This is a genomic window from Anaerolineae bacterium (genome assembly GCA_025062375.1).
In the GTDB taxonomy this organism is placed as follows: Bacteria; Chloroflexota; Anaerolineae; order SpSt-600; family SpSt-600; genus SpSt-600.
Genome location: JANXAG010000012.1, coordinates 22,830 through 43,431, shown reverse-complemented (window position 1 = coordinate 43,431; position 20,602 = coordinate 22,830). Strand labels below are relative to the sequence as shown.

Sequence of the window (20,602 nt, the reverse complement as noted above, 5' to 3'; positions counted from 1 at the left end):
GTTTACAGGAATTTGCCCTCTTTGAGGGCCAGGAAGAGAAGCGCCAGCCCTACCAAGGCATAGACTATAGTGCCTATAAGCCTTTTCCTCCGAAGCAATTCCTTTTGATAAGGTTTAGTCAGAGGCACTGGGGGCTTACCCCAGACCAGATCTGGCTTGAAAATTCCCAGAATAGCTGTTCCGAGGAAAAATATGGCCCCTAAAAGAGTTATGTAAAACTTCATGGCTTGTTCATAAGTTTCTGAATTTCCCGCTTAACCAGGCCAATGGTCTTGGGATGCCTCAGGGTTACAATGTTGGCGCCGGCGTGAAGGAGGGTTATAGCTGTGATAGCCTCCCACATAACAGCTCTTTTTTCCCAATCTCCCCAGGACTCCGGGACACCCTCCCCCACCTTTGATTCTTTCTGCCGCCAGGATTCTTCTCCAGCAAAGCAAATCATCGGGACCTGAACCATGGAGTCTCCCTGAAGAGCCGCAAGCCTGAGCCTTTCCATCACAGAGTAGGTATATTCAAGGCCGTAGCCCAGGGAACCAGTTGTAGGATCCATAAGGACGCGGTCTAGAGGCATGTTCATATCGCTTATGAGGATATTGAGCTGTTTAGCCAGGTTTACATCAATAGGGGTGCTGGCAATTACCACATGGTTGTTAGCGAGGGCGGCGGCCACTATTGTGCGATAATTTTTATCCTCACAGAGGCCCAGAGCGAGACGCTCTCCTGCGGTGGCATCCGCCACAGCGGTTAAAAGCTCGTTGTCCCTCTCAGGCTGGCCTGGCCCCCTTACGATAAGAGGTAGGCCTGTAGCTTCCAGAACTCTCTTAACTATAACGGTGGCCTCTTTAGCAGGGTAATGCTGTCCACTTGAATCAAGGCCCGTAAGCTTTATCATAACAAGGTCAGCATCGACTTCCTCAGCTCTGGCTGCCCATTGAGCAGGGTCTTTTAAGGTATTTTCACCCCAGGCCTGGATTAGGAGCGGAGACCACTCAGCGGGAAAAACATCGGTAATTTCCAGGGCCACAGCTGGAGGATTTGGAATCTCTCCCTCAAAATGGAGAAAAGGAAGGGTTGTTTCTCCACCTACCGTGACGGTTTTCTTGCGGGTTCCCCCCTGGTCTTTAGTAGCTCCTAAGGTGACTTGCCGGATCCTTCCTGTAAAAGTTTCCCTGGGGATTTCTACGGTTACAGGCATCGTAGTCCTCCTGCATCCGTTTTTCAAGCGTAGTTAAGTATATCACAAAAGAGGTTTTTAAGGCAAATATCCGCAGTTTTTGCGCCAGGGGATCTTTACCCAGCGCACGAGACTTTTGTCACTGTCAGGCAAAGGCCCGAGCTTTAAAATAGGGCCGGAAAGGAGGGAAGCATGAAGTTTCCATACAGTGAGAAGGTTTTAGAGCATTTCCGAAATCCCAAAAACGTGGGCCGGATAGAGGATGCCGATGGAAAGGCCGTTGAAGGAAGCCCGGCCTGCGGCGATATGGTAGCCGTTTATATAAAGGTGGACCCCGAAACTAAAGTTATAACTGACATAAAGTTTGAATCCTACGGGTGCGCTTCCAACATCGCTACGGGCTCCATTATAACCGAGCTGGCTAAGGGCAAGACCATAGATGAGGCCAAAAAGATAACCTGGAAGCAGGCAGCGGAAGCTCTGGGAGGGCTGCCACCTGTAAAAGTCCACTGTTCTGTCTTGGCGGTAGAAGGCCTGCGGGCTGCCATCCAGAACTATGAGGAACGCCATGGCTTGGTCAAGGAAAGAGAACCTACCACTGTGGAAGTGGTCCGGAAGCGCCTTAAGAAAGTTATGAATCCTCTCACAGGATTGGATGTGGTGCGGACCGATCTCATCAAAGAGATTGAAGTTAAAGAAGGCACGGTGCGGGTGGTTGTGGATTTGCCCTCTGACCACCTTTTCGCCAATAACATAAGGGAAGAAATTGTGGAAAAGATTGAGCCGCTCTGGGATGTAAAGGAAGTGATAGTGGAATTTACCGAATAGACTCAAACCGGAGGGGAGGCTGGATGCAGCTCCTGGCGATTATCTCCGGCGAATATGGCCGGAGGCATGTGGATAACATCCGGGCTCATGGCCCGGAAGATTGGCACATTGAGGTGTGGAAAGCACCCTCCCCCCTGCCGCCGGTGATAGATGATCCTGAAGAGTTTTTACCCCACACGCTTCCCCATGCTGATCTCATCCTCTCCTTTGCTGAGCACCCCGGGGTGGCAGAGCTACTGCCAGAGATTGTCCGGATGACCGGAGCGAGGGCAGTTCTGGTAGCGGTTGATAGTGAAAAGTGGCTCCCTCCAGGACTCGCCCATCAACTTCGGGAATGGCTCAGGGAAATGGGCGTGGTTTGCGTTACCCCAAAGCCTCTCTGCTCCCTGGCCCCCAACCATTATCTTGTGGGCCGTCGCCAGAAGGTGGAGTACGATGATCCCCTGCTGGCTGAATTTACCCGTTACTTTGGCAAGCCTGAGCTCAAAATTGAGGTTGACCCCAAAACCAGGACCATAATATCCGTTGAAGTTGTAAGGGATGCTGTCTGCGGGTGTGCCAGGTACGTGGCTCAAAACCTTGTGGGCGTTTCCGCTGACGATGCGGAGGAGAAAGCCGGGTTGCTTCACCACCATTACCCCTGCCTGGCCAGTATGGATAAAGACCCTGCTTATGGCGATACCCTCATGCACGTTTCCGGGAACATCCTTAAGGAGCAGGTAGGGGAGCAAGTCAAGCCTTTCCGGCAAATCCAGTACATAATTCCCGGAGTAAAAGCGGAATAATCAGGGGGAAAGGGAGTTGAGGAAATCCCGTAACTGGCGAGCGGCTTGAGCCCTGTGACTTATGCGATTTTTTTCCTCAAGGGGAAGCTGCGCCATGGTCTTGCCCAGTTCAGGGATGAAGAAGATGGGGTCATAGCCAAAGCCGTGCTCTCCTTCGGGTTTCAGGGCAATGTATCCTTCCTTTATACCCTCAAACGTATAGAGCCTTCCATCAGGGAATGCAAGGGCAATGACGCAGCGAAAGCGAGCAGTCCTTTTCTCCCATGGTACATTTGCTATTTCCCTGAGCAACAGCTCATACTTTTCCCGGTCGGATTTTAGCCCTCCGTAGCGGGCTGATAAGGGTCCAGGGGCGCCTCCCAGAGCGTCTACTTCAAGGCCAGAATCGTCGGCCATGGCCATGAAGCCAGTAACTTTAGCCCACGTAAGTGCCTTGAGGGAAGCATTTTCATGGTAAGAGCTGGCTGATTCTTCTACTTCAAGGGTGATGCCTTCCTTCTCCGGCCAGGTAAGCTCAAAGGGTACCCCTTTTAGAAGTTCAAGGTATTCAAGCAATTTACCCCTGTTGTTGGTGGCGATCAGCAATTTGCACATTTCTACAAGCCCCTTTTCCCAATCTCACGGCAGACACTTATTCGTAGCTAAGGCGGGCTTCGGCTGGCATTCCGGCCTTCAGTTTTCCTTCAGGGTTTGGAAGGCGGACTTTTACCCGGAAAACCAGGTTGACTCTTTCTTCTTTGGTTTGGACGCTCTTCGGGGTAAACTCTGCCCGCGGCGAGATGTACACAACTTCCCCTTCAAAGGTCTCCCCCGGGAAAGGATCCACTGTCACTTTCACCTTTTGACCCAGCCGAACTTTGCCCAGCTCCGGTTCAGGGACGAAAATGGTCAGGGTCAGTTCTTCCAGGTTGGCGATCTTCAGGATTGCAGCGTTCGGAGGGACTATTTCCCCCTCTTCAAAAGCCTGGGTAGTGACCCAGCCGCCAACGGGTGCGTAGAGGAAGAGTTTCTCCCGTTTGCTTTTAAGGGCCTCAAGGGCAGCTTTTGCCCTATCTACCTCTGCTTCTGCTGCCTCAATGTCTTCAGCTCTGGCTCCACTTTTGAGGGCTTTGAGCTTAGCCTCAGCCAGTTCTACCAGGGATTCCGAAAGTTTGAGGTGGGCTTCGGCTTTGTGAACCTGCTCCTTTAATGTCAGGGGATCCTCTTTTATTTTCCTCAAAAGCTCGAGAGTTTTCCGGGTTTGTTCAAGGGATGATTTAAGGGCGTTGTATTCTTCCCAGGCGAGGCTCAGTTGCTGGGAGGAGATATTCCACTGGTAAAGGAGTTCGTCAATTTGATAGCGGGGTGTTTCTATGGTTCTGGTTATAACCCCACCCCCAGGCAGGGGGATTTCCACCACAATGCCTCTTTCCAAAGCAGGGACTGTTTCTTTGAACATTGATTCCTGGGCTTCGGCGGCCTGGATGCGGTAATGAGCAGCTTTGAGGGATTCTTCCATAACCATTATCTGGCCTTCCAGAGCGTGGATCTGAGCGTTCAGATCCTGGGGGTTGGCTAACATCGCCCTGGTTATTTCCAGAACTTTGCGGGCTGTATCTCTGGCGGCCTCAGCCTGAGCAAGTTCAGCCTCGGCTTTGCGGATGTCTTCGGCTCGGGGGCCGGCCTTGAGGATGGCGAGCCTGGCCTGGGCCAGGCGCAAGGCAGCTTCTGCCTGGCGGATTTGAAGATCCAGAAGTTCCGTGTCCATCTCTACCAGAAGCTGCCCGGCATTAACCCGGTCCCCTTTCTTCACATGCAGGGCTTTAATTCTACCCCCCGTTTCGGAAGAAACGATCACCTCCTTAGCCTCAATGGTCCCGTAGAATTCTCCCACCTCCTGGCGGAATCCCTCACGGGAAAGCATTTGCCAGGCAGTGATCCCAAGGCCCATGAGCACAACTATCAGAAGAAGTGGGAGAAGGAACCTCTTTTTCACTTCTTTCCTCCTCTCAGCTTCACCGTAGGCCTGCAGGTTATTTCCCCACCTTCAAACTTGCAGGCCGGGAGCCCCCATTCATCCAGATAAACATCGGTGATGGGATAACCCAAGGGGCCAAAGGGGCCTCCCTGGCGGTATATGTACTCCTCCCTTATAGGTCCGTAGAGAAGGTAAGCTCTTTTTTCCCCTCGCTTCAGCATTATAATGGATTCGCGCCTCCCCGAAGGGGTGCGGAAATCCTGAACCCATCCATCGCCCCAGCGGTGGACCGGGACACCACCACCGTTGTCGAAGGGCAAGCCGAGGGCCTCTTCTCCACCGTGTCTCAGGTAACATTCCACAATAGGCCAGTAAAGGGTGCCTTCTTTATCCCTTCCCACCCCCATTGGCACCATATCTGCAGGCAATCGGGCTATCATGGAGCGGAAGACCCAGTAAGGTTTTGCTTTCCTGTGGGCTATTTCAAAGCCCTGGGTTGTGTAAAGGCCATAGCTCTTATCGGCGAAATCCTGGAGGCAGAAGAGAACAGCTGCCTTCACACGATGGTCACTGGCTAAATATTCAAGGGCCGCCCTTATCATCTTGGCCTGGAAATCTTCTCCGTTATCGGAGGGCCACCCGAATTCCGAGAGGTATATTCCTTTGGTGGTGTTTTCCCCTTCGTATTTGGTCACCACTTTCCAGATAGCATCAATGTATTTCTTGTAAGTGGCCCGGACGCAATCAGGGGTGGATTGGGGGGAAGCGCAGACGTAAAGGTGATAACCTATACCATCAAGGGGATATGAGCCCAGGTCTTTCCGGATTTCTTCCCATCTTTGCATTTCAATCCCATTTCTGTAGAGGGCATCAAGGTAACGAGAGCCATCATCAGGGCCTGTCGGAAGGTCATGGGCCAAGAGGGGACCGGAAACAAGGGTTACGTCAAAGCGGGGTTTTACCGCCAGGAAAATTTCCTTGAGGATTCTGGCCATCCAGTAAGGATGGACCCAGGCCTTGTTCCCGCCGTGCCAATCGTTGGGCTCGTTAAAGCTTTCAAAAACCCATACGCGGTCGTGGAAATGTTCAACGATGGTCTTGAAGCAATTTACATACAGGTTTATCCACTCCTCGGCCGCTGAGGATGGAACAGGCTCCCTGAGGATATCGCCCATATCGGGCACAGGGGTGGCCTGGGAGCCTACAAGGGCATATATAGCAATTCCTCTTTCGGTTAGTTTGTCAATTATTTTTTCGTAGGTGGAGATAAATCCCCGGTCCTTGGGGTCCTGCCAGGGCCTCAGGATGAAATTCAGGCGGACAAAATAGGCTTGGGTGTGAGCTATTATTTCTGGTTTTTCCAGCTGTGGGGCTGGCAAACCGTTTTGCAGGGTTGGCTCATTTACATCAATTCCGATTTTCCCCAGTGGTTTTAGAGCCATGGTTCATTTCCTCCCTTAAATGGAGTTTTAAGCGTTTCACTCTGGCATATCCATCAAACCCCAAAGCTTTGAGCACGTCTTCCGGTCTTGCGGTAGCCGACGGGCTTGTCTCAAGGAGCATCCACAAAGCACACCCAGGCTCATCGCTCTCTATTACTTTCAGTCCCTTTATCATGGGCCTCAGGTCGTATTCGCGGACTTTTCCTCCCTTTTCGCGCCGGAATGGTAGAGAGCTTTTGTTCATTAATTCTTCCACATCCTGAGCCAGCTTTTCTTTATCCTTGCATTCGGGCAGGATTACCAGGTATTCTGAGGCTGTCAACAATTGGGGGAGGGAGATAGGTTCATCCTTAGCTACTTCAACGCGGATTATATTCAGACCGCTGGGGAGGTGGGGTTTAACCTTCGCCAGGAACTCTTCCGGCGAGAGGAAAGAGGTTAAGGCAATATCCATTACTTCCTCAAGCCCTTCAAACCCAACCGGAAGGGGGGAAGCCACGGTTATTTTAGGATGTGGAGTGAAGCCATGGGAGTAAGCCAGAGGGATTGCTGCCCTCCTCAGCAACCTCTCCCACAGCTTTATTAAGTCCAGGTGAGAGATATACCTGAGATGGCCGGTTTGGGAGAAGGTTATCCTCAATTTAAAGGCTTTGCTCATGGATTTTCCAGGCTTCCTCTGCTTCCTGGATTATCTTTACGCTGCGACTGGCGCCTATGCGGTTTGCGCCAGCTTCTATCATAGCCAGAGCCTGTTCAAGGGTGGAAATACCACCTGCCGCTTTGACCCCTATTTTTTCTCCCACCGTTTCGCGCATAAGGCGCACATCTTCCACCGTTGCTCCCCCTGGCCCAAAACCCGTTGAGGTTTTTACAAAATCTGCGCCAGCTTCCACAGCCAGCTTGCAAGCCATAATTTTTTCATCGGGATCTAGAAGGGCTGTCTCCAAAATCACCTTAACCAGAGCCCCAGCCCTGCGAGCAACCGCTACTACACTGGCTATATCTTCGCGGACCAGGGCGTAATTGCCGCTCTTCATAGCCCCTATGTTCATCACCATATCAATTTCTTCTGCCCCCATGGCTATAATTTTTTCAGCTTCAAACGCCTTCACTTCCGGCAAGGTAGCACCAAGGGGGAACCCAACAACGCTGCAAACCTTTACTTTCGTCCCTTTAAGGATGGAAACGGCTAAGGGGACATAGCTCGGGTTAATGCATACAGCGAAAAAGCCATACCGGAGGGCTTCCTGACAAAGCTTTTCGATTTGAGCCTGATTTGCTTCAGGCTTGAGAAGGGTATGATCAAAGAATTGGGCGAGCTCCAAAGGGCTTAATTTCATTCTTTCACCTCCGGGAGGGGTATTGGGCTCAAGAAAAGGCTCTCTTTGTATGAAGGGATTATCCGCCAGCGGTCTGGGGGCCAGTAGCAGAACCAGGCTTTACCCACTATGTAACGGATGGGTAACATCCCCCAGTTGTGAGAATCGGAAGAGAAATTCCTGTTGTCACCTAAAACGAAAACTTCATCGGGGCCTACGGTGGTGGGGCCCCAGGAGTAAGTTGCCTCTGCTAAGGGGTAAGGCTCATTTAAAGGTTTGCCGTTTATGTACACCTTGCCCCATTTGATTTCCACAGTCTCGCCGGGGAGCCCTATGATCCTTTTTATGAAGGTTCGCCGGAAGTCCTTGGGGTAACGGAATACGATCACGTCACCGCGCTGAGGTGGGTGAAAGTAGTAGGAAAGGCGGTTGACCATTATATATTCGCCTTCGTAAAAGTTAGGCTCCATGCTGGAGCCGTAAACTTTGTAGTTCTCAACCCCCGTCCTTATCAGGAAGAAGAGGACCAGGCTCAAAAGCACAGTTTCCACAAGTTCGCGCGCAAAAGCCTCCAGCTTCCTCACCTTTATCCCTCCAGGTCGTCAAAGTTTACCACTTCTTTGCTCTGCAATTTTTCCAGGATCTTTTCAACAATAAGGTCAAGGTGTCGGCTGGAGTGGACAAAGTCAAGGCGATCAGCCGGAACCTTTAGGACCGGGCTCAGGTTATAGCGCTCTATCCATTCTTCGTAGAGGTTGTTTAGCTTTTCCAGGTATTCCCTGGGGATTTTCTTCTCGTAATCCCTGCCTCGCATGGCGATGCGTTTTTCAAGGGTTGGGATCGATGCTTGCAAGTAGATGACCAGATCCGGTGGAGGGAGGATGGAAATTACAGCTTCGTAAAGCTGACGGTAAGTCCGATAGTCTCGTTCGCTCATTAGTCCTTCGCGGTAAAAGTTTTCCACAAAAACTTCAGCATCTTCGTAGATAGTGCGGTCCTGGATTACAGACGATGGGGTTTTCAGGAGCAGGCAGTAATGGTGGAGCTTGCGGGCTAAGAAGAAGATTTCCGAGTGGAAACACCAGCGAGCCATGTCTTGGTAAACTTCCAGGAGATAAGGGTTCTCATCGGCCACTTCATAGAAAGGTTCCCACCCGAGTCTCTCGCTCAGAAGTCTGGTGAGGGAGGATTTTCCAGCTCCTATATTCCCAGCCACTGCGATAAACCTTTTCATTTTCCGCCCTCTAAAGGGAAAGGGGGAGGTTTCTCAAGGGTTTTGTGCTTCAAAGCTGAGTTTATCATCCCCACTACCAGCTCCAGATCCTCTCTCTTCCGGATAAAATTCAGTTCATCGGTTTCTATCCGGAGCACTGGCGCTTCATCGTAAGAGGAGAAAAACTCATCGTAGGCCACCCTGAGGCGGTGGATGTAGTCCCGGTCCATGTTCCGCTCGTAGGGGCGGTCCCTGAAGGCAATCCTTTCCATAAGGACATCAGTGCTGGCCTGGAGGAGGCAAATTAGATCAGGGACGATTATTTTCTGAGATAGGATGCGGTAAAGCTGCTCGTAGAGGTTAAGCTCTTCGCCTTTTAGGTTAAGGGAGGCAAAAAGTTTGTTTTTAACGAAAGTGTAGTCGCTTATAAGGTTACCTCTGGTTAAGGCATCCGAGACGATTTCCTGCTGCTGGTGGTAGCGGTTCAGGAGGAAAAACAGCTCGGTTTGAAAGGCATATCGTTCGCGGTCCTGGTAAAATTTTTCCAGAAAGGGGTTTTCTTCAAAGACCTCCAGTAGAAGCTGAGCGTTGAAGTAGGGCTGGATAAGCCTCGCCAGGGCGGTTTTACCCACGCCTATCGGGCCTTCAATAGCGATGTAAATCCCACGCATTACACGCCTCATAAACAAAATATAACGCCCCTGGCAGGACTCGAACCTGCAACCAACGGCTTAGAAGGCCGCTGCTCTGTCCTGTTGAGCTACAGGGGCTCAAAGTGCAATAATATTTTACCACAATTCCCTTTCAGGAAGCAAGCTTTGGCGCGGGGCCACCGGGGCCGTTAATGTGCTCTTTAAGCCCTGTGCTACCATGGGCTTAGGAGTCCTCCAAAGCTATGAGCCCCTCTCGGGGAGAATTGCATGTGGGCGCAGCTCCCTGGAATGATTGGGAACAGGGCTTAGCCCCCGCTGAAGTTAAAATACACCCAGAAAGCGGTATGAATAAAAGAGGCTGCTACGATGAGGAAGCCATTTTCTTTAATCTTTTCCCTGTTCCAGACTCGCGTGGCCATGAAGGCGGCCAGCACGTTTAGCGGTATTCCCACACAGGCAAATAAATCCCAATCCTTGCGTCCTCCATAATCTGGATTCCAGGTCCAGGTGAAAAGAAGGTAGAAGGCGGAGGCGAGGCTCAGGAAGAACAAAATTTTTCTCTCTTCTCCTTGCACTCTCCGAAATCCTTCCTTCGCCAGAAGGGCGATAAGGATAAGCCCAAACGGGGCAACGAGCAATTGTTCATTTACGATGTCCACCAGGTGACCCCACGAGAACATGGTGTAATGTTCCCACTCCGTCTCAGGCTGACGCAGAGGCACAAACCAACGCCTGTCGGCTCCTCCCGGAAAGTCTACTCCCAGGAGGGCTTCTATTCCATGTTTTCCGTGTTCCATGAGAGCTACCACCATGAGGGCTATGGTGGTCGGAATCAATGCAAACTTGAATCGGTCTCGCCACGAGCGGCTCTGCAACAGGATAAGGGCTGAAGGCCAGAGCACTATGGTGGAAGGGTGAAAGGCATTGGTAAGAGATAGGCAGAGGATCGGCCAGAAAAGGCCCGTCTGAGCTCTAAGGAAGCGAATTCCGAGCCAGAGATAGGCCAGTATTCCTGTGGGGATTATGGTGTAGCTTTCAATGTAGCCGAAGAAAAGTTGCATGAAACCGCCAGTGGCAACCAGTGACCAGATAAAGACCTTTTCGGAGCGATTTCGGCCTGTGTCTTCAGCCAGACTGAGGAGGATCTGGAGGAAAATCACCCCCGAAAGCACGCTTATAACCCCATAAACAGTGGCCACATCCCATCCCCACAGTTTGTTGGTGAACTCCCAAGCTTTGGAGTGAAGGAAGACATCCAAAGGGGCTTGCCAATTGTAGGTAAGGCGAAACTCAGGGTGAGGTATGGCTTCCACAAAGATTTTAGCATCGCCCCATTTGAGGTGCCTTATGCGGAAGAACCAGAAGAGTGGACCACTGAGAGCCACTAGAATTATCCGCAGTAGAAATTTTCTGCCTTGAAAAAGGTCTGCGACACGGTTCAATGGAGGCTCCACTGCCTTCAAAAACCTGGGGGTCACAAAAGGCAAGGCTAATGTCAGGTAAAAAATGCCAGTGATAAGCCCTGGAAGAGGGCCAGGATGGGCAAAAAAGATTACGCCCCAAGCCTGCGAAGGAGGCAAAATCGGAGATAGGATGTGCAATAAAACTATGCAGATAGCAATTATTCGCACCATAGCGGTGCAGAATTTTACCACAAGAGGCTCTTTCAGACCAAAGCAAGTCTCCGGAGCCTTTCGCGCTTCTACTAATTTCAGCCTGATAGCTGGATGCGCTCTGAAACTCAGAGGAGGGTCACGCTTCCAGGTTGGCCGCCTTTCACTGGCGGAAATAGAAGGCTTTTTGCCAGGATCCATGATGGACATATGCCAGGCAGCCAGCGCCACAGCCGCTCCTGTGGGGATAGAACAGAAAACCTATCAGCCCAGATCAAGGTTCTGAGCTCGCTAATGTTCAGGCAATTCCGCAAATTGTCCGGCGACCTGAACTTTTAGGGGTTTCCAGACAGGCTTTGTTTACCCCTTAACCCTGAAGCGCTTTCTTTCCCCCTGCACTCCGGGCAGAAGTTCCCCCAGGCTGGCTCACCTCCGAGAACCCTGGAAATTCTGGGCAGGACGTAGGCCAGCTCTTCTTTTGTGGCGAAGGGGTTGCCACATCGGGCACAGGAGATGAGTTCAAATTCCAGGGTTAAAGGAGCCCTGGGGACTTCCCCAAATGCTATGGCTCCGGTGGGGCAGGCTTTAAGGCAGAGGTCACAGTCTTCTTCACACGAAAGCGGGAAGACGATTGTCCTGCGGTTCCCGTCATCGGTTAAAGTGATGTAAAGGGGTGAGCAGACCGTGGAACAGGCCCTGCATCCTATGCACTTTTCCCCGGCCACTTCAATCGTTCTCATTTCACCCTCCTCTCGTACCCCGCCGCCCAGCTCAGACCGGCGATGCTCCGTCTCTGGGAGGAGAAATCGGCAACACAGGAGTAAACTATGGCTCCGGAGGGGCATGTCAGGACACAGGCGGGCAGGAGCCTTTCTTCACGCCGGTGGAAGCACAGGTCGCACTTACTGGCCCGCTTCCCATCAAGTTTTACAGCTCCGAAAGGACAGGCCAGAAGACAAAGCTCACAGCCGGTGCATTTTTCCCGGGAAAAGAAGACCTCACCATCTTTCTGTTCAAGGGCACCGGCGTAGCAGACTTCAAGGCAAGGGGCATTATGGCAATGGCGACAAAAGATCGGGACGCCCGGCGGTATCACCTGGATGTAGCTGAGGCCTTCGTGTTCCCGAGCACAGGCAACTTCGCAGGCGTAACAGGATATACACCGTTCAGGGCGAACCAGGATTTCATACCCCATGGCCTACGCTCCTCCTTTCTCTATCCGACATGCGCTCACTTTATAGGCTGGAATACGGGCCTCCGGGTCCAGTTCCTTCAGGGTGAGGAAGTTAACTCCGGCGAAATGGAAAGGCAGGAAAACAAGGCCTGGGATAATCTTCTCGCTCACTTTTACCCTGGCTTCAATTTCTCCTCGCGGTGAGCTTACACGGACTATTTCTCCTTCAGCAAGGCCGAGCTCTTCCGCATCGTGAGGGTTAAGTTCTACCCAGAGGGCTGGGGCATAGCGGGAGAGAGAGGAGACGCGCCGGGTCATGGTTCCGGAATTATAATGTATTACGGTGCGGCCAGTAGTCATCATAAGGGGGAAATCAGGGCCTGGCTCTTCCCTGGGAGGCTGATAAGCTACCGGGTAAAAGGTGGCTCTCCCATCAGGCGTCAGGAATTTTTCCTGGTGCAGGATCGGGGTCCCTGGATGGGAAGGGTCTGGACAGGGCCAGAAGAGACCTTCGGGAGAGGATTTGAGGCGCTCCGGGGTTATGCCTCTGTAAGCGGGAATGGCCGCGTTTATTTCTTTGAGCACTTCTTCAAAGGAAGGAACTTTATCCCACAGCCCCATCTTCTTCCCCACCAGCCCTATTATCTCTAGGTCCGGAAGCACACCCTCAGGTTCCACCGCTTTTTCCGACCACTGGACGCGGCGTTCGGTGGAGGTGTAGGAGCCGACCTTCTCAGCCCAGCAGGCTACAGGAAGGACCAGGTGAGCCATCTGAGCGGTCTCGGTCATGAAGAGGTCCTGAACCACCAGGAATTCCAGTTTCTCCAGGGCTTTTACAGTATCTCCCGCCTTGGGGTCTGAGACTACCGGGTTTTCGCCCATTATATACATAGCTCTGATCCGGCCTTCCAGGGCTGCATCCATCATTTCCACTAGCGTGAGCCCGGGCCTGGAAGGCAGGTCATCACGCCCCCACAGGTGGGCAAAGCGCCGACGGGCCTCTTCATCACCCGGTTGGACATAGCCTGGTAAGGAATGAGCGAGGGCTCCCATATCTGAAGCACCCTGGACGTTGTTCTGACCTCGGAGGGGGAAAAGGCCGGTGCCAGGGCGGCCTACATGCCCGCACATAAGAGCCAGGTTGGCGTAGGAAAAGACGTTGTTGGTGCCGGTGGCGTGCTGGGTAACACCCATGCAGTAAATTATGGCCGAAGCTTCGGAGCGCGCGTAAGCTCTGGCAGCTGAAACGATATCGGAAGGGTTCAGGCCGGTGATCTGGGCCGCTTTTTCGGGAGAGAATCCTTCCAGAAAAGCTCTCAGAGCTTCAAAACCCTTTGTCCTCTGGGCAATGAACTGATGATTGGCAAGCCCTTCCCGCAGGATTACCGCCATCATCCCATTGAGGAGCGCGATATCGGTGCCAGGGCGGATGGGAAGGTAAAGGTCGGCCAGCTGGGCTGTTGGAGTGTATCGTGGGTCGGCAACAATGATATAGGCACCGCGATCTTTGGCTTCTAAGACCCAGCGGGATACGATGGGGTGGTTTTCGGCGAAGTTGGAGCCTGAAATGAATACGCAACGGGAATTGACAAGGTCAGGGATAGGGTTGGTCATGGTGCCGGAGCCAAGGGCCTTTCTCAGTCCTACCACAGAGGGGGCGTGGCAAAGGCGGGCGCAATGGTCCACGTTGTTGGTTCCCAGCAAGCGAGCCATCTTCTGGAAGAGGTAATTTTCTTCATTAGTGACTTTAGCGGAGGAAAGGAATCCCAATGCATCGGGGCCGTATCTTTCCCGGATTTCCAGGATTCGCCTGGCGACCATATCCAGAGCTTCGTCCCAGCCTATCTCTTTCCAGCCCCCATTTTCCCGTAGCAACGGGGTCCGGAGGCGGTCGGGATGGTAGAGGATCTCCAGGACCGCGTTTCCTTTAGGGCAGAGGGAGCCCCGGGTGAGGGGGTGATCGGTAATGTATTCTATACCTACCGCTTTGCCATTGGAGACCTTAAGGCCCACCGGGCAACCCGCACCGCAGTAGGGGCAAATTGTTGGTATTACCTTCATTTTCCCCTCCCTCCTCTGTCCCTTGAAAGATAAATCAAGGGCCTTCAAGTTGCTTCCAGAGCCAGTCTCCTAAGAACCAGTACCGGAAATCAAGCCCCTGGTTACACTGTATTCCACCGATAACCCCATAAACGAGAGCGCCAAGAGGTATTAAGCTCAGGAGGACAGCGATAGGCAAGCACAGACAGCCCACAAGAATTACTCCAAGGCCAATGGTTACACCCCAGGCTATACCGGCAAGAATTCCCGCTCCAAGCCAGGCTAAGAGCTGGAAGATAAAAGCCTGTAAGCTCTGAAAAGCCACGTAACGGGAGCGTTCCTTATAGATTAGATAAATGACCAGAGGGACAAAGACTCCTACGGAGCCTGTTATGATATTGAGAAGGACGCTGAGGTGAGCCCACATAGCCCAGCGCCTTTCTTCCGAAGGGCTCAAAGGCGCCGGCAGTGCTTTCTCTTCTGCCATTTTTGCTCCTCCTTGAAAGAAATTTGGAGGGGTAGCTTCCCCCAGTTTCCGGGAAGAGCTACCCCTCACATTTATGGGAGTATAGCGAAGACCCGGGCCGGGAAGCCGGAACCGTTCTTGGGCTTGGGGAAGGCCACGACCACCAGTGCCCCATATTCTGGCACTTTGTCCAAGTTAGTGAGGAGCTCAATCTGGTAGCGGTTGGTGCTCAGGACGTAAGCCTCAAGGGAGTAGTCACCTCTGCTGGTGGCAATGCCCGGATCGGTATCCGTTGGCTCATGACCGATGGCCGTAACTTTGCGTTCCTCAAACAGGTATTTGAGGACCTCCATGCTCCAGCCCGGGTAGTGGGCAATCCCCTGGGCATCCTCATTGCGCATGGCTTTCATATCTGGCCAGCGTTTGGACCAGTCAGTGCGCATGGCTACGAAAGCTCCTTCGGGGATAGGGCCATACTTTTTCTCCCAGGCTTTTACGTCTTCCATGGTGATGGTGTAGTCCGGGTTCTGAGCCACTTTCTCGTGGACGTCAATTACCACCAAGGGCATGATCATCTCTTTAACGTCTATCTGGTCCACGGTTCGGAGGCCCTTGTGGAAGTGAGCTGGCGGGTCAACGTGGGTCCCCCACTGGCCGACGTGGCAGAACTCCTCAGCGAAGAAGCCCGCTCCCAGAGTACCAACACCCTCTTCATACCAGTAAAGGACCGTTCTTCTTTCATCCGGAAAGCCAGGCCAGTGAGGTATACCCGGGTGGAAGGCATGGGTCAGGTCAACAAACTGCTTCTTTTTGATGATGGAATAGATCTCCAAAAGGGAAGGCTCCTTCTTCGGAGCGCAGCTGGAAAGAGAGAACCCTGCTACGAAGAGTAAAAGGATAACAAACAGAATGCCCCTTTTCATAGCTCATCCCTCCTTTCCGAAGGTTTTGCTTAAATTCCCTGCGGTCTTAAGGATGGCAGACAGATTTTCTGCCTTCTCACCTCCCATTATCAAATGCCAGAGTAGGAGGCCTCTGAGCTATCTAAGACCAGCCGGCCCGGAGCAAGGGCAAAGATGCCCAGAGCAATGGCCGTAGTGGTCAGGGCGACGGAAAGCAGCATTGTGGGCCGGTTGATGGTGGTCATCAGCCAGGGCAAAGCAACTGCCAGCGGAAGCAGAAAAAAGAGCCACACCCTCCACCACTCCGGCACTATGTACCGGCAGTAAAACGCTCCGGCCAGGCGCGCGACGAACCAGTTGGCAATCCTGTAAAAAACCACACTGCGCCAGAGGCTACCAACCCAGTCATCCGGTACCGGGCTCAAGGTTGTAGCGTCAAAGGGTCCGGCGCCGTAGTGCCCATACAGGAAGATAGCATATCGGTCGGCGATGCCGAACCAGTAATAAAATGCCGCATGGGCCAGTGCGGCTTTCCATGGACGCCAGAGCGCAACAGCCCCAGGACGTATTCCGACCCTCAAATTACCCCTGCCAGATTTCTTCTCCATATGAGAGGCTGAGACAAACTGCAAATCCTTCACGGTAATTCTTCCCAATATCCACTGAATCCCCTCACATCCCAGGCTTTTAGGAGAACTACCTTTCCGTCTAGCCGGCGCAGAAAGAGTTTACCTCCACCTAGAACATAGACAAAGTGCTCCTGATAAAGCGTGTAAAACCCCTGCTCCGGAGCTGTCGCCCAGCCCAGAGCCTCCCGGACAAAAGGCTCAGTGCGCCACAGCTTGCCAAAGCCACGAATGGGCTGGTAAAGCCCTGGAGGTGGGACAATGGTCGGGTCGCTCTCCGGCTCGCCCTCCATAAAAGTGTCCCGGTAAACCCAGTACCGGCCATCGTTCCTAAAGACGATGATTTCGCTTCGCATCTGGTCCCCACAGGGCACTTCCTGCAACCAAATCATAAATCCATGCTCAAAAGGCTGCTCCGCAGCCCAGGTAGTCCGGGGCGGATAGTTCGGACATTCTCGCCGGTCGGTGGGGAAGAAGTAAGAATAGCGGCAGGAAGCAGGCACAATGACAGAGATGGAGGCTCTATGGCCCGCAACATCTAACGCCAGGAACGTGAATTCAGGGTTCCGACAGGCTGGCCAGTAGTTGTCCAGAGTGAGCCAGCCTTCTTCCGGTGGGCTGACCTCCCAGCGCGACATAAAACGCAAGCAATCAGCTGCATAGATAAAAGCCTCGGTTGCACCTCTGGTCTGCCAGTGGAAAGTCACCCGCTGCGTTTCGGGAGACGGGGTTGCCACATTCGCCTTGAAAGAGAGGATAGCCAGTCCAGATGGTGGGACGGTGGGTGTCGCGCAGACCGCTCCGCAATCCCCCGGGCATCCTCCCGGGGTTGGGCATATCAGAATGCTCCCGGGAGGACAAAGAGGCGGGGTACACACCTGGGCCACAGGGGTCCCCAGGACCACGATTTTCACCCGGATAAGGGGCCCAAAGTGGGTGCCGTCCGGAGCCCGGAACTGGTAATTGCCCTGGTAGGTGCCTGGTGTGGATGGGGCAATCAGGCTCACACTTACATCAGTTTGAGCGCCTGGGGGCAGCGCTGGCGCATTTACCATCCCTGGCCCACCCATCGGATCACCGGAGACAAAGACCAGTTGAGTGCCAGGTTCCCAGGCGCAAGTTCCAGTGTTACGAACGCGCCAGGTTTTAATGAATGGAGTGCCAGGGGCAAAAACAGCACCATCCGGGACGGTCACATCAGCAACCCAGCGGGCATCAAAGGTGCAGTCCACTGCCGACGCTCTCGTTGTAGCCTCACGGATGAGTGGGGTAGCTTCAAGCAGCGGTGAGGGGGTTGGAGTTAAAACATCAGGGCACGATAGCACCCGCCCCTCCGGACAGATGGGCGGAGTACAGGTAACCTTTGGAAGCACTGAAAGTGTGGGGGTTGGCTCTGGCTTACAGGCTAACGACAAAACACAAACCACTCCAGTGGTAACCCCCACCCATCGCAATTTATTATTCACATTATGCTCCTTTTATTGAGGCACACCTAAACCACCCTATAGCTGCGGGCCACCTCCTCCGCTGCTTCCAGGCGGGTCAGGCGGGCAAATTCTTCCTCTTCCATGAAGACCAGGGCGCGAGTAGGGCAAGCTTCCACACAAGCGGGGATATCTCGATCCGGACAGCGGTCACATTTTATGGCAATCCGGCGTTCCCACTCCCGCCCGATAACCCCATAGGGGCAAACCATGGTGCACATCCAGCATCCGATACATTTATCAGGGGTATGAGTTACAATGCGGGTGATGGGGTCCTGGACAAGAGCACCCGTGCGGCAGGCTCGCACACAGGGGGCATCCTCGCAGTGGCGGCAGAGGAAAGGCATCTTGCGGGCTAATACGTATTCTACATAAAGCCTGCGGCGGGGGCGGGGGGATTCGGAGATAGCCTGGAATAGATTTTTGGAACGGGAATGCTCTACAGCGCAGGCCAGCTCACAGGAAAGGCATCCGACGCATCGGTCCAGCCGGACGAATATCTCTTTCATGGGTCACCTCCTCAGAGCCCCAGCCCCTTCCGCCGCTCACGGATGGCTTCCAGGAGTTTCTCCGCAGCTTTACTGGGGTCAGTCTCCACAATGAAATAGCCGCCGAAGATGCCTTTTATATCCTGGGTGAGGATCCGGCTGACCAATGGGCTTCCGAGGACGGGTGGGACAAAGCCCACATGAGTGGGAAGCCCTGCTGTCACCGCCCAGGTTCCTATAGCTATGGCTTTTTCGGTTGTGGCTTCGGGTGCGCTGGCTACGACAGGCAATTTGTCTATGTCCACGCCCAGTCTATTGGCCACAGCCACAGCTATATCAGCGGCGCGGGAGTTGTCCACGCATGAGCCTATGTGCAGGATGAGGGGAAGAGGGCCACCCAGCCCGACAGCCTTGCCTATGGCTGTAAGCACAGCCTTGAGTCCATCGCCAGCGTATTCTTCGGTAGCCTCAGGCGTAAGGAGGCCGTGACGGGCGAAAGCGCCAGCCGCACAGCCACTGGCCAGCAGGAACACGTTGTTGCGAGCCAGCTCCTTGGCTACAGTCAAGAAAGCCGAATCCTGAGGAATTTTGACGTTGTTGCATCCGGCAAAGAGGCAGACTCCCAGGATGTTTCCGGCGACTATGTTGTCAATAAGAGGCTTGAGGGGGTCTTCTTTGTTGACCTGGGCCAGGGCTTCAATTATGGCCTCCGTGGAGAAACCAGCGTAGGCTTTGTGGACGTAATTGGGGATGTGGACCTTGGCCGGATCACGCTTCTTGAAGGCCTCTATCGCCAGGCGAAGAATTTCTCTGGCTCTTTCCCGTGCTTCTTCTTCTTTGAATTCAATGTGAGTAGCACCCGGAACCTTGGCTATGGGCATAGTGGTTATGAGTTTGGTGTGGAAGCATTCGGCCATGGTGGCCAGGGAGGGCATGACGCACTGATAATCCACCACCATAGCGTCCAGGGCACCGGTCATAATGACCATCTCCTGGCTGACGGAGTGGGTAACGGGTGGGATACCGTGACGCATAAGGACTTCGTTGCCGGTGCAACAGATACCCATCAGGTTTATGCCGCTGGCTCCGGCAGCCCTGGCCTCTGACTCCATCTCAGGAGCAACCTGAACGATGAGGTCGGAGAGGAGGGGGTTATGGCCATGCAGAGCCACATTGACAGCATCGGGCTTAAGGACTCCCATATTGGCAGTGGTCACCACGGGCTTAGGGGTGCCAAAGAGTATATCTGCAAGGTCAGTAGCCATGTGGCAGCCAGCGAAGTCAGCCAGGGCGCATTTCACCCCGCCGAAGAGGATGTTTACCGGGTCGGCATCCACACCATAAGAGGTGCGGTGCAGCACTTCGGAGACAACGCTGTCAATGCCGGTGGGCACCACGTTGTATTGAATAGCCTTTTCCACCCTTCCCCTGGTTACGGTTGTGGCGACCCAGGCAAGAGGTGTTGCTTTTTCGGAGAACTCCAGCAGGGCAGCTTCAGCTACCTCTTTAGCCAGTTCCTGGACGTCTTTTCCATCTACTGGTATACCAAGGCGGGTGGCTACAGCCTTTAGTTTGGCTTCATCCTTTACCGGGTAATCTGGAGCTTTGCCTTCGGCCCAGGCTAAGAGGGTATGGGCGAGGTGCTTGGCGTGCCCGGAGTGGGCAGATGTGCCAGCGGCAATGGCACGGGCAAGGTTCCGGGCTACGATGGTATCGGCGTTGGCACCGCACACCCCTTTCTGAGGGCCTTCGCCGAAGGGGTCAATGCGACAGGGGCCTTGCAGGCAGTTGTGGCAACAGGTTCCCAGCTCTCCAAAGCCACACTGGGGAAGCTGAGCTTCGTAGCGGCACCAGACGGTTTCAATGTCCAGTTTCTCCGCCAGGCGCAGCATCTCCTGCACCGATGGACACCAGGACTTTTCCTTTACAGCCTTCATGGCTTTCCTCCTTTGGTTTTTTCCAAGACAAGCTTCCTCGCTTGACTTTTTTAAATTATACAACCCCTTTCCCGGGGGCGCAATCGCCCCCAGCTCTTGCACTGACGGTTGTCCTGGTTTGCACATTTGAATTGATTATGATACAATGTTATTGACAAAACTATGGGTGGCCGGTTTTGGCCGCCTTAATTTTAGGAGGAGGTGGGAAGAAAGTGCCGCTGGATAAAACTAAAAAGCAGGAGATAATTGAAAAATTCCGGCTTCACCCTGAAGATACGGGTTCACCAGAGGTGCAAATAGCCCTTCTTACGGAACGAATAAACAAGCTTGTCCAGCATCTTTCAGTTCACAAACACGATGAGCATTCCCGAAGGGGGCTTTTGAAGCTGGTGGGCAAAAGGAGGCGGTTTCTCAATTACCTTCAGGAAAAGGATTACAAGCGCTACCGTAAGCTTATAGAAAGGCTCGGCTTGCGCCACTAAAATTTCAAAAGGCGAGGTC

The 20,602-nt window shown here is 53.2% G+C and carries 24 protein-coding genes and 1 tRNA gene; 4 read left to right on the top strand and 21 right to left on the bottom strand.

The annotated features are described in order from the left end of the window. Positions 1–2: 2 nt before the first annotated feature. Positions 3–224 carry a hypothetical protein gene (locus tag NZ653_05070; protein MCS7286488.1) on the bottom strand — a complete coding sequence of 74 codons (222 nt, stop codon included), beginning with the start codon at positions 222–224 and terminating at the stop codon, positions 3–5. Next, positions 221–1,195: an acetyl-CoA decarbonylase/synthase complex subunit delta gene (locus NZ653_05065; GenBank protein MCS7286487.1), complete on the bottom strand. Its 975-nt coding sequence runs from the start codon at positions 1,193–1,195 to the stop codon at positions 221–223. The genes NZ653_05070 and NZ653_05065 overlap by 4 nt, the downstream gene beginning before the upstream one ends. A gap of 171 nt (positions 1,196–1,366) precedes the next feature. Between NZ653_05065 and NZ653_05060 the strand changes: the two genes are divergently transcribed. Then, positions 1,367–2,002: an iron-sulfur cluster assembly scaffold protein gene (locus NZ653_05060; protein MCS7286486.1), complete on the top strand. Its 636-nt coding sequence runs from the start codon at positions 1,367–1,369 to the stop codon at positions 2,000–2,002. 23 nt (positions 2,003–2,025) lie between these two features. Beyond that, positions 2,026–2,787, top strand: coding sequence for a thymidylate synthase (locus NZ653_05055; protein MCS7286485.1), 762 nt, complete (start codon positions 2,026–2,028; stop codon positions 2,785–2,787). On the opposite strand, the gene rdgB is transcribed toward NZ653_05055, so the two are convergent. The 10 genes from rdgB to NZ653_05005 all read right to left on the bottom strand — a co-directional run bounded on the left by rdgB (position 2,788) and on the right by NZ653_05005 (position 10,813). Further along, positions 2,788–3,381: an RdgB/HAM1 family non-canonical purine NTP pyrophosphatase gene (rdgB, locus tag NZ653_05050; protein MCS7286484.1), complete on the bottom strand. Its 594-nt coding sequence runs from the start codon at positions 3,379–3,381 to the stop codon at positions 2,788–2,790. Between the two features lie 37 nt (positions 3,382–3,418). Further along, complete coding sequence (locus NZ653_05045; GenBank protein MCS7286483.1) at positions 3,419–4,762, bottom strand: efflux RND transporter periplasmic adaptor subunit; 1,344 nt, start codon at positions 4,760–4,762, stop codon at positions 3,419–3,421. Further along, positions 4,759–6,186, bottom strand: a complete 1,428-nt coding sequence (locus NZ653_05040; protein ID MCS7286482.1) for a hypothetical protein — start codon at positions 6,184–6,186, stop codon at positions 4,759–4,761. The genes NZ653_05045 and NZ653_05040 overlap by 4 nt, the downstream gene beginning before the upstream one ends. Next, positions 6,152–6,844 carry a TIGR03936 family radical SAM-associated protein gene (locus tag NZ653_05035; protein ID MCS7286481.1) on the bottom strand — a complete coding sequence of 231 codons (693 nt, stop codon included), beginning with the start codon at positions 6,842–6,844 and terminating at the stop codon, positions 6,152–6,154. Before NZ653_05035 ends, NZ653_05040 begins: the two co-directional genes overlap by 35 nt. Next, the gene (gene deoC / locus NZ653_05030) at positions 6,828–7,511 is read right to left on the bottom strand and encodes a deoxyribose-phosphate aldolase (GenBank protein MCS7286480.1); all 684 of its coding nucleotides are present in this window, start codon (positions 7,509–7,511) and stop codon (positions 6,828–6,830) included. Before deoC ends, NZ653_05035 begins: the two co-directional genes overlap by 17 nt. Positions 7,512–7,522: 11 nt before the next feature. Next, positions 7,523–8,089, bottom strand: a complete 567-nt coding sequence (gene lepB / locus NZ653_05025; protein ID MCS7286479.1) for a signal peptidase I — start codon at positions 8,087–8,089, stop codon at positions 7,523–7,525. Between the two features lie 2 nt (positions 8,090–8,091). Then, positions 8,092–8,739: a deoxynucleoside kinase gene (locus NZ653_05020; protein ID MCS7286478.1), complete on the bottom strand. Its 648-nt coding sequence runs from the start codon at positions 8,737–8,739 to the stop codon at positions 8,092–8,094. Beyond that, positions 8,736–9,389: a deoxynucleoside kinase gene (locus tag NZ653_05015; GenBank protein MCS7286477.1), complete on the bottom strand. Its 654-nt coding sequence runs from the start codon at positions 9,387–9,389 to the stop codon at positions 8,736–8,738. Before NZ653_05015 ends, NZ653_05020 begins: the two co-directional genes overlap by 4 nt. A gap of 25 nt (positions 9,390–9,414) precedes the next feature. Beyond that, positions 9,415–9,488, bottom strand: a tRNA-Arg gene (locus tag NZ653_05010). Positions 9,489–9,676: 188 nt separating this feature from the next. Next, positions 9,677–10,813 carry a hypothetical protein gene (locus tag NZ653_05005; GenBank protein MCS7286476.1) on the bottom strand — a complete coding sequence of 379 codons (1,137 nt, stop codon included), beginning with the start codon at positions 10,811–10,813 and terminating at the stop codon, positions 9,677–9,679. A gap of 166 nt (positions 10,814–10,979) precedes the next feature. Here NZ653_05005 and NZ653_05000 point away from each other — a divergent pair, with 166 nt between their 5' ends. Next, positions 10,980–11,270, top strand: a complete 291-nt coding sequence (locus NZ653_05000; GenBank protein MCS7286475.1) for a hypothetical protein — start codon at positions 10,980–10,982, stop codon at positions 11,268–11,270. 49 nt (positions 11,271–11,319) lie between these two features. Here NZ653_05000 and NZ653_04995 read toward each other — a convergent pair whose 3' ends face one another. The 9 genes from NZ653_04995 to cooS all read right to left on the bottom strand — a co-directional run bounded on the left by NZ653_04995 (position 11,320) and on the right by cooS (position 20,101). Then, on the bottom strand, positions 11,320–11,724 hold the full coding sequence (locus NZ653_04995; protein MCS7286474.1) for a 4Fe-4S dicluster domain-containing protein: 405 nt from the start codon (positions 11,722–11,724) through the stop codon (positions 11,320–11,322). Further along, positions 11,721–12,179, bottom strand: coding sequence for a 4Fe-4S binding protein (locus tag NZ653_04990; GenBank protein MCS7286473.1), 459 nt, complete (start codon positions 12,177–12,179; stop codon positions 11,721–11,723). Before NZ653_04990 ends, NZ653_04995 begins: the two co-directional genes overlap by 4 nt. Before the next feature lie 3 nt (positions 12,180–12,182). Next, positions 12,183–14,219: a formate dehydrogenase subunit alpha gene (gene fdhF, locus NZ653_04985; protein MCS7286472.1), complete on the bottom strand. Its 2,037-nt coding sequence runs from the start codon at positions 14,217–14,219 to the stop codon at positions 12,183–12,185. Positions 14,220–14,253: 34 nt separating this feature from the next. Next, positions 14,254–14,685, bottom strand: coding sequence for a DUF4870 domain-containing protein (locus NZ653_04980; GenBank protein ID MCS7286471.1), 432 nt, complete (start codon positions 14,683–14,685; stop codon positions 14,254–14,256). A 71-nt stretch (positions 14,686–14,756) separates the two neighbouring features. Beyond that, positions 14,757–15,587, bottom strand: a complete 831-nt coding sequence (locus NZ653_04975) for a cyclase family protein (GenBank protein ID MCS7286470.1) — start codon at positions 15,585–15,587, stop codon at positions 14,757–14,759. Between the two features lie 89 nt (positions 15,588–15,676). Beyond that, positions 15,677–16,174, bottom strand: coding sequence for a hypothetical protein (locus NZ653_04970; protein ID MCS7286469.1), 498 nt, complete (start codon positions 16,172–16,174; stop codon positions 15,677–15,679). 29 nt (positions 16,175–16,203) lie between these two features. After that, entirely contained in the window at positions 16,204–17,517 is a 1,314-nt protein-coding gene (locus NZ653_04965; GenBank protein MCS7286468.1) for an NBR1-Ig-like domain-containing protein, read from the bottom strand. A 167-nt stretch (positions 17,518–17,684) separates the two neighbouring features. Then, positions 17,685–18,185 (bottom strand): 4Fe-4S dicluster domain-containing protein, encoded by a 501-nt coding sequence (locus tag NZ653_04960; protein MCS7286467.1) that lies wholly within the window; start codon positions 18,183–18,185, stop codon positions 17,685–17,687. Between the two features lie 11 nt (positions 18,186–18,196). Beyond that, complete coding sequence (gene cooS / locus NZ653_04955; GenBank protein ID MCS7286466.1) at positions 18,197–20,101, bottom strand: anaerobic carbon-monoxide dehydrogenase catalytic subunit; 1,905 nt, start codon at positions 20,099–20,101, stop codon at positions 18,197–18,199. 212 nt (positions 20,102–20,313) lie between these two features. Between cooS and rpsO the strand changes: the two genes are divergently transcribed. Beyond that, a complete protein-coding gene (rpsO, locus tag NZ653_04950) occupies positions 20,314–20,583 on the top strand; it encodes a 30S ribosomal protein S15 (GenBank protein ID MCS7286465.1) in 270 nt (89 codons plus the stop codon). Positions 20,584–20,602 lie beyond the last annotated feature (19 nt).